Genomic DNA, 16,459 nt, shown 5'->3' with positions numbered 1-16,459 from the left:
GCTTACCTACAGGCTGGCGAAGCCAGCGTAAAGCGGAGCGGTCGCGGATTGACGGACAGACGAGCCGTTCCTAGATTCAGTCGGCAATTTCAATATCTTATACCGCGTCGCGCCGTCTCTCACATCGTCCCTCGGAGTTTGCACATTCATGGTCGCCGTCAAGGATCTCAATGAACGCTCGCGCGAGATCCTTCGCCATATCGTCGAAGCGTATCTGGAGACCGGCGATCCGGTCGGCTCGCGCTTCCTCTCGCGCACCATGCCCATGTCGCTGTCGGCGGCTTCGATCCGCAATGTGATGTCGGATCTGGAGACGCTGGGGCTCCTGTTCTCGCCGCATACCAGCGCCGGCCGCGTGCCGACCGATATGGGCCTCAGGCTCTTTGTCGACGGGCTTCTGGAGGTCGGCGACCTCTCCGACGAGGAACGCAGTTCCATCGAGGCGCAGGTCGCGGGCACGGACCGCGATGTCGAAAACGTGCTGGACGAGGCGACGCGGCTTCTGTCCGGGCTTTCCAATGCGGCGGGCTTCGTCGTCGCGCCGACCCATGACGATGCGCTGAAGCATATCGAGTTTGTGCCGATCGATGCGGAACGCGCGCTGGTCGTGATCGTCACGGAAGGCGGGGGCGTCGAAAACCGCGTGATCGAAATGCCCAAGGGGCTGACGCCCTCGGCGCTTTCGGAGGCGACGAATTATCTGAACGCCCATTTGCGGGGACGCACGCTGGAGGAATCCAAGGGCTTTCTCGCCCGCGAGGTTGAAAAGCAGCGGGCCGAACTCAATTCGCTGACCGCCAAGGTGATCGAGGCCGGACTGGCAACCTGGTCGGGCGGGCGGGCCTCCAATGACGACCCGCTGGCCAAATCGCTGATCGTGCGCGGGCGCTCGCATCTGCTGGAAGATCTGCACGCACTGGATGATCTGGAGCGCATTCGCCATCTCTTCGATGCGCTGGAAAACAAGCGCGACCTTATCCAGCTTCTGGATCTCGCCGAATCCGCCGATGGCGTGCGCATCTTCATCGGCTCGGAGAACAAGCTTTTCTCCATGTCGGGCTCCTCACTGATCGTGAGCCCCTATATGGACGCCAATGAGCATGTGGTGGGCGTGCTGGGCGTGATCGGCCCGACACGGCTGAACTATGCGCGGGTCATTCCGATGGTGGACTACACCGCCAAACTCATCGGTCGCCTCATCAAATAGCCCGTTTAGGCGTGGCGGGTTGACATATCCGCCCGCGCCGCGCACATGAGCCCATCAGGCCGCCATCCCTTTTTCGAACCGGAAAACCATGAGCGACGAAGAAAAAAAGACACAGGACGCCGACACCCCCGAAAACGCCGCGCCCGGCGATGCGAAGGCCGAACAGGCCGCCGCGGGCGAAGGGGCGGAACAGGCCGCACCTGAAACCGATCTCGTCGGGGAACTGGAAGCGCAGGTCTCCGATCTCAAGGACCGCTTGCTGCGCGCGGCGGCCGAAATGGAAAACACCCGAAAGCGTACCGAGCGCGACAAGCAGGATGCAGTGAAATTCGCCGCCGCCAGCTTTGCCCGCGACATGCTGGAGGTGTCCGACAATCTGCGCCGGGCGCTTGCCGCGCTGAACGAGGACGACCGCTCGCAGGTGCCCGACAGCGTGAAGGCGATGATCGAGGGCGTGGAAATGACCGACCGTCAGCTCCTCACCACCTTCGAGCGCCATGGCGTGCGGGAAATCACGCCGGGCGAGGGCGAGAAATTCGATCCCAACCTGCACGAAGCCATGTTCGAGGTGCCCGGCACCGGCCAGCCCGCGGGCACGGTGGTGCAGGTGATGTCTGCCGGTTACATGATCGGCGACCGGCTGCTGCGCGCGGCCCGTGTGGGCGTCGCCAAGGCGGAAGAGGGCGGCGGATCGGGCGGCCCCGGCGCCAATGTGGACACCTCCGCCTGACCACAGGCTGGCATCTACCCGTTTTTTGGTCCCTACTACTTGACGTGCATAGCGTTCGGCCTAATCTATAACACTGTTATTGGCCGAATGCGGGACCAAGATTAGGGGAGGCGATCATGCTCATGCTCTGGGCGGCTGCGGCGTTTTTTCTGGGTATTCATCTCATCATCTCGGGCACGCCCCTGCGCGACCGGCTGGTCGGCGCCATGGGAGAGGGGCCCTATCGCGGGTTCTTCTCGCTCCTCTCGCTGGCCGGCATCGTTTGGCTGTGCTGGTCCTACAATATGGCGCTGGAAGGACCGAACGAGCTTCACTGGGTGACGCCGGACGGGCTGAAGCATGCGGCGCCGCTTCTGATCCTGCTCGCCTTCCTGATCGGGGTGATCGGCCTCACCACACCCAACCCGACCTCGGTCGGCGCGGAAGGGTTGATGGAAAATCCCGGCACGGTGAAGGGTATATTGCGTATCACGCGGCACCCCTTTCTCTGGGCCGTCATCATCTGGGGGCTCACCCATATGGCGATGAACGGCGATGAGGCTTCCCTCATCTTCTTCGGCACCTTCACGTTGCTCGCGGCGCTGGGCACGCTTTCGATCGACGCCAAGCGCAAGCGGCTTTACGGCGAGAGCTGGAAGAGCTTCGTCGCGACCACCTCGAACCTGCCTTTCGCGGCGATCTTCGCCGGGCGCAACAAACTGGCCATCGGCGAACTTGGCTGGTGGCGAATCCTCGCCGCCCTGGTCGCTTTCGGCGCGCTGTTCTATGCCCATCTGTGGCTCTTCGACGTCACGCCGGTGCCGGGCTGGTATCCCTATTGAGGGGTGTCAGCTCTCGCGCCTGAGGCCTGAGAGCTTGCCCGGCTTCTCGGCCGTCACCGTGAAGCGGGCGAGCGAGAGGGGTTGGTACTCTTTCTCACGCACGGTGGTCACGGCCATATAGGTCGCATCGGCCTTTTCCGCCGTCAGCTCGAGCAGCACGAAGCCGTGATGTTCGACATTGGCGTATTTCACCTCCGGGCAATGCGAGACCATGGCCTTTTCCGCGATCTCCGGGATGCGCGGATCGTCGCCCAGATAGCGATAGCCCGATTGCGACGTGACGCTGGTCGTGGCGAATTCGACGGCGACGAGATCGCCCGCCTCGTCATGCAGGTCGCTCGCCCAGAAATTATGGCTGTCGCCGGCCAGCACGAGCAGGTTCGCTTCGGCCGCCTTCGCGCCTTCATAAAGCTTTTCGCGCGCCACCGGATAGCCGTCCCAGGCGTCGAGATTGATGGGCAGGCCGAGCCTGGTGTTGTCCAGCCAGCGTTTCGTCCAGGGACTGGAGGCGCTCGCCTTTTCCACGATGTCGGCGGGAAAGGCTGTGGTGAAGTCGGGTGCATCCATGCGCGCCATGACAATCTGATTGGCAAGAACCTGCCACTGGATGTCCCGGGCCCGGGCGTTTTTCAACTCGTCCGCGAGCCAGGCCTGCTGGGTCTCGCCCATCATGTGCCGGGCGGGATCGTTCAGCTTCTCCTTGCGAAAGCGCTCGGCATCCGGCTTGTAGGCGTAACCGTCCGGCAGTCCGCTTTCCTGCCACTCCATCATGCGCGCATAGTCGAGGACCGGTGCGCCCGCCGCGTCATAGGGCGTTTTCACGCGTCGGATGTCCGGGCCCATGGACGCCTCGCCTGTCACGACAACCGGATTGTCCGGATGGGAGAGGTCGAAGGCGGTTTCCTCATAGACCATGTCCTCGCTGTAGCTCAGCTCTTCGTCGCGGCCCGTGAGCCGCGTTTCGATGACATGGATCGAGGCGATTTTGCCGTATTCATAGGAGCGGTTGAGCGCATGGAAGGCCTTGCCGGGCGCGGGGTCGCGCATGGGCATCCATTCGAAATAGGCCTTCAACGCAGCATCGCGGCGCGTCTCCCATGTGCCTTCGGTGGCGGGATCATGATTGCCCGCGCCGCCGATCCAGCTGTTATTCGCCGTTTCGTGATCGTCCCAGATGGTGATGAAGGGGGCGGCGGCATGGGCGGCCTGCAGATCGGGGTCGGATCGGTATTGCGCAAATCGCGTGCGGTAGTCGGCGAGCGTCAGCAGCTCATGCGGGGGCTCGTGCATGCGGCCGAGTTCCTTGCCGACATCCCCGCCATATCCGTCGACGCCATATTCGTAGATGTAATCGCCCAAGTGTACGATGGCATCCAGGTTGTCCGTTGCCGCGATTTCCCGATAGACATGGTAATAGCCGAAGGAATAATGCGAGCAGGAGATCACCGCGAAGCGGGCGCGCTCCGTTTCCGCGGGAAGCGTTTTCGTGAGCCCGACAGGCGAAAGCGTGTCGCCCACCGCGAAGCGATAATAATAGACGCTGCCCGGCGTCAGGCCCGTCACATCGACCTTTACCGTATGATCGCGGGCCGCGCTTGCCTGCGTTTCGCCCTCGGCGACCGGTTTTGTGAAATCGGCGTCTTCCGCCACCATCCACCGGACGGGCAGGGGCGAGGTTTCGCTCGTGGTCACACGCGTCCAGATGATGACGGCATCGCCTTTCGGGTCGCCGCTGGCCACGCCATGGCCGAAGGCGACGTCGAATGTCTCCGCCGCCTGTTTTTTCTCGTCGCAGCCGGCCAGACCGAGCCCGCCGACCGCGGTCAGGCCCAAAAGCGTCTGTCGTCTGGTAAAGCGATCCCAACTCATGCTCGATACCCCCAGGAACTGCCGATCAATCGCCACGACATGATCGTCAGCCTATCAAGCCATAATGTCGGTTTTTTTGCCGGTGCGAACGCGCATGAAAACCTGCCCGGAAAGACCGGAAAGGCGCATTCTCAGGGTTTCGTCACGCGGCGCAGCGTGATGTTGAGGCGCCCGCCGCCTTCCAGCAGCGAGGAGGAGCCGGGGATCGTCCGGTCCACGCCGTGGAAGCGCAGGCGGCTTTCGCCGCCCAGCAGCAGCACATCGCCGGAAGCCAATCTAAAACTCTTCGATTTGTCGCGGCGGGCGAATCCGCCCACCCGGAAGACGCATGTGTCGCCCAGCGACAGGGAAAGGACCGGGGCGTCCAGCGCCTCTTCGTCCCGGTCCTGATGGAGGCCCATCCGGGCTTTCGGCCCGCGATAGATGTTGAGGAGGCAGGCTTCCGGCGGGGCGGGGTAGCCGGTCAGCTCGTCCCAGAGCGCCAACAGGCTCTCGGGTATGGCCGGCCAGGGGCGGCCCGTTTCCGGGTGGCGAGGCTCATAGCGATAGCCGGAGACGTCCGATACCCAGCCCAGAGGCCCGAGATTTGTCTGGGTGATGGACCAGGGCTGGCCGGTGCGCGGCATGACCGGGCGATAAGGCGGCGCGGCGCGGACGGCTTCGCGCAATTCGGCAGCCAGGTGTTGCTGAGCCGCATCGTCCAGCGCGTGAGGAAAGAGCACGAGCCCCGCCATGCCCGTATCCACGCCGCCGGGCCTTGCTTTCAGCGCCGTTTCCGCCGATGCAGGGGCTGTCATCATGCGTTTACCCGCTCATGCGACATGGCAGATCCCGGAACAGGCCGAAAAACCAGTGTGACCAAATTGCCGCATCACCGCTTGCGGCCCGTAGAACCCAATCCTATATACAGCGCAACCAGTTCCAACCCCTAAAGGACCCTTTGGGGGCCGGTCCGGGGCGGGTTGGCGGTTCGCCATCCCCCCTCGCAAAGCGCCCGCGCTGGTAACGTCTCTTCGGAGAAACGGACAGCATTCGGGGCTTGCCCGGCCTGCCACAGACAAGAGGACCAGAAGCACGATGGGAAAAGTAATCGGCATTGACCTTGGCACGACGAATTCGTGTGTCGCGGTCATGGAAGGCAATCAGGCCAAAGTCATCGAAAACAGCGAAGGCGCGCGGACGACACCGTCCATGGTCGCCTTTACGCAGGATGGCGAAAGGCTGGTCGGTCAGTCCGCCAAACGCCAGGCGGTGACCAACCCCACCAATACGCTCTTTGCGATCAAGCGCCTTATCGGTCGCGCCTATGACGACCCGACCACCCAGAAAGACAAGGAGATGGTGCCCTACAGCATCGTCCGCGCCGATAATGGCGACGCCTGGGTGGAAGCGCATGGCGAGAAATATTCCGCCTCGCAGATTTCCGCCTTCATCCTGCAGAAGATGAAGGAAACCGCGGAAGGCTATCTCGGCGAGAAGGTCGAACAGGCCGTCATCACCGTTCCGGCCTATTTCAACGACGCCCAGCGCCAGGCGACCAAGGACGCCGGCAAGATCGCAGGGCTTGAAGTTCTCCGCATCATCAACGAGCCGACCGCGGCCTCGCTTGCCTACGGCCTGGACAAGAAGAGCGGCGAAACCATCGCCGTCTACGACCTTGGCGGCGGCACCTTCGATATTTCGATCCTCGAAATCGGCGACGGCGTGTTCGAGGTGAAGGCCACCAATGGCGACACCTTCCTCGGCGGCGAAGATTTCGACATGCTGCTGGTCGGCTATCTGGCCGATGAGTTCAAGAAGGAAAACGGGATCAACCTGCGCGAAGACAAACTCGCGCTGCAGCGCCTGAAAGAGGCGGCTGAAAAAGCGAAGATCGAGTTGTCCTCGTCCTCGCAGACGGAAGTGAACCTGCCCTTCATCACGGCGGACGCCTCCGGCCCGAAGCATCTCAACCTCAAGATCACGCGCTCCAAGCTGGAAGCGCTGGTGGACAAGCTCATCGAGCGCACGATCGAGCCCTGCAAGGCCGCGCTCAAAGATGCGGGCGTGAACGCCGGACAGATCGACGAAGTGGTGCTTGTCGGCGGTCAGACCCGCATGCCGAAGATCCGCGAAAAGGTGAAAGCCTTCTTCGGCAAGGAACCGAACATGTCGGTGAACCCGGACGAAGTGGTGGCGATGGGCGCCGCCATTCAGGCCGGTGTGCTGCAGGGCGACGTCAAGGACGTGCTGCTGCTCGACGTGACGCCGCTTTCGCTCGGCATCGAAACGCTGGGCGGCGTGTTCACCCGCCTTATCGACCGCAATACGACGATCCCCACCAAGAAGGCACAGACCTTCTCCACGGCTGAAGACAATCAGTCGGCGGTGACGATCCGCGTCTTCCAGGGCGAACGCGAGATGGCGGCAGACAACAAGCTGCTCGGCCAGTTTGACCTTGTCGGCATTCCCTCCGCGCCACGCGGCGTGCCGCAGATCGAGGTCGCCTTCGACATCGACGCCAACGGCATCGTGAACGTGTCGGCCAAGGACAAGGCGACCGGCAAGGAGCAGACCATCCGCATCGAAGCGTCGGGCGGTCTGTCGGAAACCGACATCGAGCAGATGGTGAAGGACGCGGAATCCCACGCCGAGGAAGACAAGAAGCGGCGTGAGGAAGTCGAAACCCGCAACCACGCCGAAGCGCTTGTCCACTCCACCGAGAAGACGCTGGAGGAGAACAAGGACAAGATCGACGCCGAGGTGAAGTCGGAAGTGGAAGCCGCCGCAGAGGAGCTGAAGACGGCCCTCAAGGACGGATCCGCCGACGACGTCAAGGCGAAGACGGAAGCCCTGACCCAGGTTTCGATGAAACTTGGCGAAGCGCTCTACAAGCAGCAGCAGGCTGATGCCGAGGCGAATGCCGCCGGTGGCGACGAGGCCGGCAGCTCGCAGGACGATGTTGTCGATGCCGACTTCGAGGAAGTCGAGGATGACGACAAGAAGGATGAGGGTAAGAACTCCTAAGGAGTTCCAACAAGTGGACGGGATGCGGTCTGCGCGTCCCGTCCGACTTCAACCGCTTCAGGGCCCAAGCTCAGCGCCCACCGGGTAATCCTTCATGTCCAAGCGCGACTATTACGAAATCCTCGGCGTGAACCGGAACGCCTCAGCCGACGAGCTGAAAAAGGCCTACCGGTCTCTCGCCAAGAAATATCACCCCGACCAGAATGCCGGCGATGCCGAGGCCGAGAACAAGTTCAAGGAATTGAACGAGGCCTATGACGTCTTGAAGGACGAGCAGTCCCGCGCGGCCTACGACCAGTTCGGGCATGCCGCGTTCGATGGCGGCATGGGCGGTCCCCGAGGCGGCCAGCAGGGCTTCCACGGCGATTTCGGCGCCTCCATGTCCGACATTTTCGACGATCTGTTCGGCGAATTCATGGGCGGACGGCGTGGCGGCGGCGGACGCGGGCGCGGCGGCGATGGCGGCCGGATGCGCGGTCACGACCTGCGCTACAATCTCGACATCACGCTGGAAGAAGCCTTCGACGGCAAAAAGGCGCAGATCCGCGTGCCGGGCTCCGTCACCTGCGAAGAATGCCATGGCAGCGGCGCGGAGCCGGGGTCGAGCCCCGTCACCTGTCCGACCTGCCAGGGCGACGGGCGCGTGCGCGCCAGCCAGGGCTTCTTTACGGTGGAACGCACCTGCCCGACCTGCCACGGCCGCGGCCAGACCATCGACAAGCCCTGCAAGGCGTGCAACGGCGCAGGCCGGATCGAGAAGGAACGCACGCTTTCGGTGAATATTCCGCAGGGCGTCGAAGACGGCACGCGCATCCGCCTGTCGGGCGAGGGCGAGGCCGGGCTGCGCGGCGGCCCGCCCGGCGATCTCTACATCTTCCTGTCGGTGCGCCCGCACACGCTGTTCCAGCGCGACGGGGCGGATCTGTTCTGCCGGGTGCCCATTTCCATCGCCACGGCGGCGCTGGGCGGCGAGATCGAAGTGCCGACGCTCGGCGGCAAGAAGGTCAAGGTCAAGGTGCCCGAAGGCGCCCAGACCGGCCGCCAGTTCCGCCTGCGCGGCAAGGGCATGCCCATCGTCAATACGCGCGATTTCGGCGACCTCTATATCCAGGCCACCGTCGAAACGCCGGTGAAACTCACCAAGAAGCAGAAAGAGCTTCTGAAGGAGTTCGAGGAAGCGTCCAGCGACGCCAACAATCCCGAAAGCACCGGCTTCTTCGCCAAGGTGAAGGATTTCTGGGACAGCTTCCAGAACTGACCGATCCGGTTCAGGATGGAAGGCCCCGCTTCGGCGGGGCCTTTTTTGTTATGCCGCCTGCCGGGTGAGAACATGTCCGTCGAAACGCCTGCGATTGTACCCGAACTTGATGTGACCGATCTGGAGGCCTCGCTGAAGGTCTACACTGAAGTGTTCACCTTCAAGGTCCTCTACTCTCGCCCCGAAGAACGCTTCGCCTATCTCGCCCTTGGCAAGGCCCATCTCATGCTTGAAGAGCTGACCGGACCGGGGCGCAACTTCCACAGCGCTGCAATGGAGTTCCCCTTCGGGCGGGGCATGAACCTCCAGATCGAGGTGCCGGACGTTCGAGCGCTGTATGCCAATGCTCAGGCGTCCGACCTCTCTATCCCCATCCCGCTGGAAGAGCGCTGGTACAGGCAGGGAGAGCAGGAGGCCGGAAATCTTCAATTCGTCGTCGCAGACCCGGACGGCTACTTGCTGCGATTTTTCGATAATCTCGGCAAAAGACCCCGATGACATTGCACCGGAGCCAGCCATGACCGTCCTTGCCAGCGATTTCGACCGGATGAAAGCCGCCCGCCTCGCAGGCCTGCTTTATCTCGCGATCATCATGCTCGGCATCTGGAGCGAGATGGTCGTCCGGGCCGCGCTCGTCGCGCCGGGCGATGCCGCAGCGACGGCGGCCGGGATCGCTGCGCATGAAGGACTTTTCCGTCTCGGCATTGCGGCGGACAGCGTCATGGCGCTCTGCGATGCGGCGCTGGCCGTACTCCTTTTTCTGCTGCTGCGTCCGGTGAACGCCACGGTGGCGCTCATGGCCATGGCGTTCCGCCTCATCCAGACGGCGATCCTCGGGGTCAATCTTCTCAACCTGCAAGCGACCCTTCTGGCCATCGGGGATGGCGGGAACGGCACCGAAACGGCCCGCCGCTCGCTCGAGCTGCACAGCTTCGGCTACGATCTCGGCCTCGTCTTTTTCGGCGTGAACTGCCTTCTCACCGGCTGGCTGCTTCTGCGCTCAGGCTGGCTGCACGGGGTTTTCGGCTATGGGCTGATGGCCGCCGGCGGGGTTTATCTCGCAGGCAGCTATCTGCGCATCCTCGCTCCGGCGCTGTCGAGCGGGTTCGCCCCGGCCTATGCAGTGCCGCTTGCGGCGGAACTCGGCTTTTGCCTGTGGCTTCTCGTCAAGGGGCTACCAACGAGACGCGCCGCCTGAGGCTGCCCGCAACTTGGCCCGGCCCCTTCCGCCTGCTATATCCCCGGCAACTGAAAGGCATGAGGCATGACCCAGGACCTGAAGATAGCCGTGACCGGCGCCGCCGGACGCATGGGACGCACGATCCTTAAGGTCGTGCATGAGATGCCGGGCGTCGCCATCGGGGCCGGTATCGAGGCGGAAGGCTCGCCGCATCTGGGCGCCGATCTCGGCGAGCTGGCCGGTCTTGCCTACAAGCTGGACCTCACTGCCACCAGCGATGCCGCGGCCGCGATCGCCGATTGCGACGCCATCATCGATTTCACGCGCCCTGCGGCGAGTGTCGCCTTCGCGCAGGAAGCGGCGAAGACGGGCAAGGTACATGTGATCGCCACCACGGGCTTTACCGACGAGGACGAGGCGACAATCGCCGAGGCCGCCAAGGGCGCCATCATCGTGAAGGCCGGCAATATGAGCCTCGGCGTCAACCTGCTCGCCGCGCTGGTGCGCCAGGCGGCACGGTCGCTCGACCCCACATGGGATATCGAGATCGTCGAAATGCATCATCGCCACAAGGTGGATGCGCCGTCCGGCACGGCATTGATGCTGGGCGAGGCGGCGGCGGACGGGCGCAACATCGCGCTCAAGGACAATTTCGAGAGCGGGCGCGACGGCATCACCGGCGAACGCAAGGAAGGCGCGATCGGCTTTGCCGCGCTCCGGGGCGGCTCGGTGGTCGGCGAACATCAGGCGATCTTTGCCGGCGCGCATGAACGCCTCGTGCTCGGACACATCGCGGAAGATCGCGGTATCTTCGCGCGCGGCGCCGTCAAGGCTGCGCAATGGGCACAGGGCCGCAAGCCCGGCCTTTACGACATGGCCGACGTACTCGGCATCGACTAACCAAGCGCTTTCCGAAAAGCGGGAACCGGTTTTCGGACAAGAAGCGCGAAAATCAAAAACTCTGGCTCGTTTCAACGTTTTCGTTAAACGCGCCAATTTCATCAGACTACAGAGCAAAGGAGCGACCCTTGGCCAACCTGCTTGTTCTCGTCCGCCACGGACAGAGTGACTGGAATAAGAAAAACCTTTTCACGGGCTGGCGCGATCCGGAGCTGACCGAGCAGGGCAAGGAAGAGGCCCGGGAAGCCGGCGAAGCGCTGAAAAAGGGCGGCTATCATTTCGACGTCGCCTACACTTCCGCGCTGACGCGCGCGCAGGAGACGAACCGCATCCTGCTGGAAGAACTCGGCCAGACCGACATCGAGATCGTGAAGGACCAGGCGCTGAACGAGCGCGACTATGGCGATCTTTCCGGCCTCAACAAGGACGACGCCCGCGAGAAATGGGGCGAGGAACAGGTCCATATCTGGCGCCGTTCCTTCGACGTGCCCCCGCCCGGCGGCGAAAGCCTGAAGATGACGGCGGAGCGCGTGCTGCCTTATTACGAGGCGAACATTCTGCCGCGTGTGCTGAAGGGCGAGAAGGTGCTGGTTGCCGCGCATGGCAATTCGCTTCGCGCGCTGGTCATGCAGCTCGACGGGCTCTCGGAAGACGAGATCACCAAGCTCAACATCGCGACCGGCGCACCGATCGTCTATGAGCTGGACGATAACGGCAAAGTGCTCTCGAAAAAGATGCTGATCGAGCGCGAGGCGCACTGAGCGTTCACTGAGTCAGCGGCGCGTGCTCTGACATATGTTCGGGCGCGCCCCGCCATTCATGCAGGGCCCGGGACAGCGCGTTGGCGAAGTCCCGGCGCTCGGGCACGGAGAGGAACGAGGCGACTTCCAGATCGCGGCCATGGCTGCGCAGGCGGAGTTCGGTCGTCTCGTCGGGATTTTCCTTCAGGTCCAGCCGCACCCAGTAAGGCTCGAAGCTATAGCCCTTCGCCCGCCCGTACTGGTCCACATGGCGCACGATCAGTTCGCTGTCACTGAGCTGGACGGTCTCATGCGCGCGGGCGGCGCGGTAGTTGGCGCGAAACGCCCACCAGACCAGCGCCACGTCGAGCCCGCAAAAGGGCGCAACGAGCCAGGCGCCTTTCAGCGCGAAAAGAAGACCGGCCAGAAAGTTTACCCCGACCACGATCCCCATGACGACGAGGAAGCCCTGCCGCCCCAGCGAACGATGGGGCGTGATGAGGGCGTTGAAATGCAGCCTCCCGTCCGCCGGCAAAGGCTGGGCGCCGCGATGTTCCGGCAATGGTGTCATGGTTGTATAGAATAGGGTCCGATCCGCCGCCCGACAATGCGCGGCAGCGCCGCAGCCGGAGAGCCTGTCCCATGCCCCTGATGAAGAAGCCCGCTATTGAAGAGTTTTTCCGCCGTCTGCAAAAGGCGCTGCCGGAGCCGGAGACGGAGCTTCAATACCATAATCCCTATACGCTGCTGGTGGCCGTGGTGCTGTCGGCACAGGCGACCGACAAGGGCGTCAACAAGGCAACCGAGAAGCTCTTCAAGATCGTCGACACGCCACAGAAGATGGTAAAGCTGGGGCTCGGCAAGCTCACCGACCACATCAAGACCATCGGGCTTTACCGCAACAAGGCCAAGAACGTCATCGCGCTATCGGAACAGCTTATCGCGCAGCATGGCGGCGAGGTGCCGCGCTCGCGCGAGGCGCTGGAGGCGCTGCCGGGCGTGGGGCGCAAGACGGCCAATGTGGTGCTCAACGTCGCCTTCGGCGAACCGACCATTGCGGTCGACACGCATATCTTCCGCGTTTCCAACCGGACGGGTCTCGCGCCGGGCAAGAATGTGCTGGAGGTCGAACAAAAGCTCGAAAAGCGCGTGCCGGAGGCCTTCCGCCTTCATGCCCATCACTGGCTCATCCTGCACGGGCGCTATGTGTGCAAGGCGCGCAAGCCCGACTGCCCGGCCTGTCCGGTGAGCGATCTTTGCCTGTTCAAGGGAAAGACGGTCGCGGCGTGACACGGTGCGCGACCGCAATGCTGCATGGATTCCGGGTCAAGCCCGGAAGGACGCCGGAGATTTAGGCAAGGTTCCCGATATGCCCGTCACCCCGGACTTGATCCGGGGTCCATCCGGTCTGCCGTCATCTTGCTAAGACATCGGCGCAGAGCGTTTCGAGGCCACTTCGTCGATACAGTTTTGCTTGTCGGCCGACCCACCCTCGCGGCGGCGGGCGTCGATATAGGTCGAGCCCATCCGGCCCTGATCGTCGGGATAGAAATAGACAAAGAGCGAGCAGCCGCTTCCGCCATATTGCCAGATTTCCGAGCCCGGCTCGGTGCGCCGGAAGTCCGGCTTGCCGAGGCGCCGTTCCAGGGTGTCCGGCTCGACGCCGACCAGACGGTCCGGCGTCAGCTTCTGTTGCGGGGGCAGGCTTGCCATTGCGTCGCCACCGCGCGCGTCGGGATATTGACGGGGCGTCTGGCAGCCGGCGAGCAGGAGCGCCGCGCCCAGAACGAGACAGAGGCGCAAGTCAGGCCGCACGGGCATTTATCCTTTTATAGGTATGGACCATGAAGACGGTGCCGAAGACCGGCGCAAAAAGGTTGAGGACCGGCACAGTGGCGAAGGCGGCAATGGCGATGCCTGCCACGAAGACGCTCATGAAGTACCTGCGGCGCAGCGCCTTCGTGTCCTTCGCGTCGCGATGGCGCAGCGCCACTAGCTCGAAATATTCGCGGCCCACCAGATAGCCGTTCATGCCCCAGAAGACGATCACATTGGCGATGGGGATGAAATAGAAGGGCAACGCCACGAGATTGAAAGCGATGAGTACCAGCGTGAAGCGCAGCGCGGTCACGATGGAGGCGAAGAAGGGCTGATCCCTGCCCGGCACGTCGGACGGGTAGTCCTTCTGTTCCACCTCCGCGGCGATGCTTTCCAGAAAAAGGCCGGCCACCAGCGTCGTCACCGGCAGGACGAGCGGGATCAGGATCACCACCGCAATGAAGCGGCTCAGAATGTCGATGATCGTGTCGAGCCAGTCGGTGCCCGTGAGCGGCATCGCATTGAGCCCCCATTGCGCGCCCGCGCCGAAGACGGCGAGCAGCAGGACGGTCAGGCCCAGCGAAATCCACATGACGCGACGGAAGGAAGGAGAGAAGGTTTCTCTCAGGGCGCGCACCGCATCGGAGATCATTCGCTCAACATCCTTTGCACCAGGGCCCGGGGGCGGGAAGCGGCGAGCTTAACGGCTCGCTGTCTCCCGCGCAAACCCGCAGAAACCCGCGCTTTTGGACATGTCGCGCCACATCCCTATACTGCCGCGCGAACCCACCCAAGTATCAACCAAGCTGAGGATCATGACCGACCTGAAATTTGACGTGGCCGGCATCGGCAATGCGATCGTGGATGTGATCGCGCATGCGGATGACGATTTCCTGACCGCGAACGGCATCGAAAAGGGCGCGATGACGCTGATCGACGCCGAGCGCGCGGAAACGCTCTATTCGAAGATGGGACAGGGCACGGAAGTGTCCGGCGGCTCCTGCGCCAACACGATTGCGGGTCTCGCATCGCTGGGCGGCAAGGCTGCCTTTTTCGGCAAGGTGCGAAAGGACCAGCTGGGCGATGTCTTCACCCATGACATCCGTTCGCTCGGCGTGCACTTCACCTCCGAGCCTGCGACCGACGGCGACCCGACGGCGCGCTGCCTCATTCTGGTGACGCCCGACGCCCAGCGCAGCATGAACACCTATCTCGGCGCGGCGCAGAACCTTTCCGTTGCCGATATCGATCCGGACGTCATCACGGCTTCCGCCATCACCTATATGGAAGGCTATCTGTGGGATCCGCCCAAGGCGAAGGAAGCCTTCCTGGAAGCGGCGAAGATCGCGCATGGCGCCGACCGTCTCGTCTCGCTGACGCTGTCCGACAGTTTCTGCGTCGACCGCTATCGCGACGAGTTCCGCAATCTCGCCAAGGAAGAAGTCGATCTTCTCTTTGCCAATGAAGCGGAAATCCTCTCCCTCTACGAGACGGATGTCTTCGACGAGGCGCTGCAGAAGGTGCTGAAGGACTGCAAGTTCGCCGCAATCACGCGCTCCGAAGCCGGTTCCGTGGTTGTCGCCAATGGCGAAGTGCATGTCGCCGATGCCGAGAAGGTCTCCAAGGTCGTCGATACGACGGGCGCGGGCGACCAGTATGCGGGCGGCTTCCTTTACGGCCTGTCGCGCGGCAAGAGCCCGGTCGAATGCGCGCGCCTCGGCCATATGGCGGCGGCGGAGGTGATCTCCCATGTCGGCCCGCGGCCCGAGGTGAAGCTTTCCGAGCTTGCGAAGGAACGCGGCCTCGCGGCGTAAGCCAGACGGCACAACGAAACGACGAACCCCCGGTCGAAAGGCCGGGGGTTTTTCATTGGCCGATTGAGTTGTCCGATTGCGTTGGCCGGTTGAGCCGTTCAGAGCTTGCGCAGATAGACGTCGCGGATGCGGTGGTCGTCGCCCTTGCGCAGGATGAGATCGGCGCGCTGGCGGGTGGGGAGCACGTTCCTGTGCAAATTCGCTAGGTTGATCGACGTCCAGATGCGGTCCGCCGTGGCGATCGCTTCTTCGTCCGACAGCTGGGAATAGCGGTGGAAATAGGCGTTGGGATCCTTGAAGGAGGTTTCCCGCAGGCTCATGAAACGCTCGATATACCAGCGCCGGATCGCCTCTTCATCCGCATCGAGATAGATGGAGAAGTCGAAAAAGTCCGAGACGAAGGGCACCGGGTCTTCGCCCTCATCGGGTTTCCAGGGCTGCAGCACGTTGAGCCCTTCGACGATGAGAATGTCGGGATTGCGAATGACGATCTCGTCGCCGGGCACGATGTCGTAGGTGTGATGCGAATAGACGGGCGCGGCGGCTTCCGCGCTGCCCGATTTCACATTGGACAGGAAGCGCAGCAGCTTCTTGATGTCGAAGCTTTCCGGAAAGCCCTTGCGCTCCATCAGATTGCGCTCAAGCAACACGGCGTTGGGATAGAGAAAACCGTCCGTGGTGATCAGATCCACCTTGGGATGGTTCGGCCAGCGCCCGAGCAGTGCCTGAAGAATACGCGAGGTCGTGGACTTGCCCACCGCGACGGAACCCGCCACACCAATGATGTAGGGAACTTTCGCTTGCTTGGTGCCCAGAAAGTCGGAGGTGACGCGGTAGAGTTCCTGCATCTCCGCGACATAGAGGTTCAGCAGACGCGACAGCGGGAGATAGATTTCCTCGACCTCGGCCAGCGAGATGCGTTCGCCGAAACCCTTCAGGCGTTCCAGGTCCTCCGCCGAAAGCGGCAGCGGGGTATCCTCACGCAGCTTGCCCCAGCGTTGGGCGGTGAAATGGCGATAGGGTGAAAGAGTGGACGCCTTTTCAAATCCATCAGGGCTCGCACTGTCGGGCATCGGCTGGTTCCGGATCGATGTTGCTTCGAGAGACGCTTTGACG

Annotated in this window: 17 protein-coding genes; 11 read left to right on the top strand and 6 right to left on the bottom strand. The window is 62.9% G+C overall.

Features of this window, described 5'->3' with window-relative positions; all coding sequences use genetic code 11:
• Positions 1-148 precede the first annotated feature (148 nt).
• The 3 genes from hrcA to CMI59_RS10010 all read left to right on the top strand — a co-directional run bounded on the left by hrcA (position 149) and on the right by CMI59_RS10010 (position 2,758).
• The gene (gene hrcA / locus CMI59_RS10020; RefSeq protein WP_293327958.1) at positions 149-1,207 is read left to right on the top strand and encodes a heat-inducible transcriptional repressor HrcA; all 1,059 of its coding nucleotides are present in this window, start codon (positions 149-151) and stop codon (positions 1,205-1,207) included.
• An 88-nt stretch (positions 1,208-1,295) separates the two neighbouring features.
• Positions 1,296-1,937, top strand: a complete 642-nt coding sequence (gene grpE, locus CMI59_RS10015) for a nucleotide exchange factor GrpE (protein ID WP_293327955.1) — start codon at positions 1,296-1,298, stop codon at positions 1,935-1,937.
• Positions 1,938-2,053: 116 nt separating this feature from the next.
• On the top strand, positions 2,054-2,758 hold the full coding sequence (locus CMI59_RS10010) for an NnrU family protein (protein ID WP_293327953.1): 705 nt from the start codon (positions 2,054-2,056) through the stop codon (positions 2,756-2,758).
• Between the two features lie 6 nt (positions 2,759-2,764).
• On the opposite strand, the gene CMI59_RS10005 is transcribed toward CMI59_RS10010, so the two are convergent.
• Both CMI59_RS10005 and CMI59_RS10000 read right to left on the bottom strand, forming a co-directional pair.
• On the bottom strand, positions 2,765-4,627 hold the full coding sequence (locus CMI59_RS10005; RefSeq protein WP_293327950.1) for an alkaline phosphatase D family protein: 1,863 nt from the start codon (positions 4,625-4,627) through the stop codon (positions 2,765-2,767).
• A gap of 131 nt (positions 4,628-4,758) precedes the next feature.
• Positions 4,759-5,361 (bottom strand): alpha-ketoglutarate-dependent dioxygenase AlkB, encoded by a 603-nt coding sequence (locus tag CMI59_RS10000; RefSeq protein ID WP_293328022.1) that lies wholly within the window; start codon positions 5,359-5,361, stop codon positions 4,759-4,761.
• 343 nt (positions 5,362-5,704) lie between these two features.
• Here CMI59_RS10000 and dnaK point away from each other — a divergent pair, with 343 nt between their 5' ends.
• From dnaK to CMI59_RS09970, 6 genes are all read left to right on the top strand, one after another.
• On the top strand, positions 5,705-7,633 hold the full coding sequence (gene dnaK, locus CMI59_RS09995) for a molecular chaperone DnaK (RefSeq protein ID WP_293327947.1): 1,929 nt from the start codon (positions 5,705-5,707) through the stop codon (positions 7,631-7,633).
• Positions 7,634-7,727: 94 nt separating this feature from the next.
• Positions 7,728-8,891 carry a molecular chaperone DnaJ gene (gene dnaJ / locus CMI59_RS09990; protein WP_293327944.1) on the top strand — a complete coding sequence of 388 codons (1,164 nt, stop codon included), beginning with the start codon at positions 7,728-7,730 and terminating at the stop codon, positions 8,889-8,891.
• Positions 8,892-8,963: 72 nt separating this feature from the next.
• Positions 8,964-9,389, top strand: coding sequence for a VOC family protein (locus CMI59_RS09985; protein WP_293327941.1), 426 nt, complete (start codon positions 8,964-8,966; stop codon positions 9,387-9,389).
• 19 nt (positions 9,390-9,408) lie between these two features.
• Entirely contained in the window at positions 9,409-10,089 is a 681-nt protein-coding gene (locus CMI59_RS09980; RefSeq protein ID WP_293327938.1) for a DUF4386 domain-containing protein, read from the top strand.
• Between the two features lie 66 nt (positions 10,090-10,155).
• On the top strand, positions 10,156-10,971 hold the full coding sequence (dapB, locus tag CMI59_RS09975; protein ID WP_293327935.1) for a 4-hydroxy-tetrahydrodipicolinate reductase: 816 nt from the start codon (positions 10,156-10,158) through the stop codon (positions 10,969-10,971).
• Between the two features lie 128 nt (positions 10,972-11,099).
• On the top strand, positions 11,100-11,732 hold the full coding sequence (locus CMI59_RS09970) for a 2,3-bisphosphoglycerate-dependent phosphoglycerate mutase (RefSeq protein WP_293327932.1): 633 nt from the start codon (positions 11,100-11,102) through the stop codon (positions 11,730-11,732).
• Between the two features lie 4 nt (positions 11,733-11,736).
• Here the strand turns inward: CMI59_RS09970 and CMI59_RS09965 are convergent, their stop codons facing one another.
• The gene (locus CMI59_RS09965) at positions 11,737-12,282 is read right to left on the bottom strand and encodes a DUF2244 domain-containing protein (RefSeq protein ID WP_293327929.1); all 546 of its coding nucleotides are present in this window, start codon (positions 12,280-12,282) and stop codon (positions 11,737-11,739) included.
• A gap of 71 nt (positions 12,283-12,353) precedes the next feature.
• Here CMI59_RS09965 and nth point away from each other — a divergent pair, with 71 nt between their 5' ends.
• The gene (gene nth, locus CMI59_RS09960; RefSeq protein WP_293327926.1) at positions 12,354-13,001 is read left to right on the top strand and encodes an endonuclease III; all 648 of its coding nucleotides are present in this window, start codon (positions 12,354-12,356) and stop codon (positions 12,999-13,001) included.
• A 132-nt stretch (positions 13,002-13,133) separates the two neighbouring features.
• On the opposite strand, the gene CMI59_RS09955 is transcribed toward nth, so the two are convergent.
• A complete protein-coding gene (locus CMI59_RS09955) occupies positions 13,134-13,526 on the bottom strand; it encodes a hypothetical protein (protein ID WP_293327923.1) in 393 nt (130 codons plus the stop codon).
• Positions 13,516-14,181 carry a sulfate transporter family protein gene (locus tag CMI59_RS09950; RefSeq protein WP_293327920.1) on the bottom strand — a complete coding sequence of 222 codons (666 nt, stop codon included), beginning with the start codon at positions 14,179-14,181 and terminating at the stop codon, positions 13,516-13,518. The genes CMI59_RS09955 and CMI59_RS09950 overlap by 11 nt, the downstream gene beginning before the upstream one ends.
• Before the next feature lie 163 nt (positions 14,182-14,344).
• On the opposite strand from CMI59_RS09950, the gene CMI59_RS09945 reads away from it, so the two are divergent.
• Complete coding sequence (locus CMI59_RS09945) at positions 14,345-15,343, top strand: adenosine kinase (protein WP_293327917.1); 999 nt, start codon at positions 14,345-14,347, stop codon at positions 15,341-15,343.
• Positions 15,344-15,441: 98 nt separating this feature from the next.
• Here the strand turns inward: CMI59_RS09945 and coaA are convergent, their stop codons facing one another.
• Positions 15,442-16,416, bottom strand: a complete 975-nt coding sequence (gene coaA / locus CMI59_RS09940) for a type I pantothenate kinase (RefSeq protein WP_293327914.1) — start codon at positions 16,414-16,416, stop codon at positions 15,442-15,444.
• Between the last annotated feature and the right edge of the window lie 43 nt (positions 16,417-16,459).

The organism is Parvibaculum sp. (genome assembly GCF_002684405.1).
Classification (GTDB): Bacteria; Pseudomonadota; Alphaproteobacteria; order Parvibaculales; family Parvibaculaceae; genus Parvibaculum.
Note: the sequence above shows the minus strand (reverse complement) of the source record. Positions and strands in the feature narration are given on the sequence as shown.

What these genes read in the sequence shown, in the direction of transcription:
- nth (WP_293327926.1), top strand. Translation starts at nt 12,354, where the DNA reads ATGCCCCTGATGAAGAAGCCCGCTATTGAAGAGTTTTTCCGCCGTCTG.
- CMI59_RS10000 (WP_293328022.1), bottom strand. Translation starts at nt 5,361, where the DNA reads ATGGCGGGGCTCGTGCTCTTTCCTCACGCGCTGGACGATGCGGCTCAG.
- CMI59_RS09950 (WP_293327920.1), bottom strand. Translation starts at nt 14,181, where the DNA reads ATGATCTCCGATGCGGTGCGCGCCCTGAGAGAAACCTTCTCTCCTTCC.
- CMI59_RS09985 (WP_293327941.1), top strand. Translation starts at nt 8,964, where the DNA reads ATGTCCGTCGAAACGCCTGCGATTGTACCCGAACTTGATGTGACCGAT.
- CMI59_RS09945 (WP_293327917.1), top strand. Translation starts at nt 14,345, where the DNA reads ATGACCGACCTGAAATTTGACGTGGCCGGCATCGGCAATGCGATCGTG.
- CMI59_RS10005 (WP_293327950.1), bottom strand. Translation starts at nt 4,627, where the DNA reads ATGAGTTGGGATCGCTTTACCAGACGACAGACGCTTTTGGGCCTGACC.
- grpE (WP_293327955.1), top strand. Translation starts at nt 1,296, where the DNA reads ATGAGCGACGAAGAAAAAAAGACACAGGACGCCGACACCCCCGAAAAC.
- coaA (WP_293327914.1), bottom strand. Translation starts at nt 16,416, where the DNA reads ATGCCCGACAGTGCGAGCCCTGATGGATTTGAAAAGGCGTCCACTCTT.
- CMI59_RS09965 (WP_293327929.1), bottom strand. Translation starts at nt 12,282, where the DNA reads ATGACACCATTGCCGGAACATCGCGGCGCCCAGCCTTTGCCGGCGGAC.
- CMI59_RS09980 (WP_293327938.1), top strand. Translation starts at nt 9,409, where the DNA reads ATGACCGTCCTTGCCAGCGATTTCGACCGGATGAAAGCCGCCCGCCTC.
- dapB (WP_293327935.1), top strand. Translation starts at nt 10,156, where the DNA reads ATGACCCAGGACCTGAAGATAGCCGTGACCGGCGCCGCCGGACGCATG.
- hrcA (WP_293327958.1), top strand. Translation starts at nt 149, where the DNA reads ATGGTCGCCGTCAAGGATCTCAATGAACGCTCGCGCGAGATCCTTCGC.
- dnaK (WP_293327947.1), top strand. Translation starts at nt 5,705, where the DNA reads ATGGGAAAAGTAATCGGCATTGACCTTGGCACGACGAATTCGTGTGTC.
- dnaJ (WP_293327944.1), top strand. Translation starts at nt 7,728, where the DNA reads ATGTCCAAGCGCGACTATTACGAAATCCTCGGCGTGAACCGGAACGCC.
- CMI59_RS10010 (WP_293327953.1), top strand. Translation starts at nt 2,054, where the DNA reads ATGCTCATGCTCTGGGCGGCTGCGGCGTTTTTTCTGGGTATTCATCTC.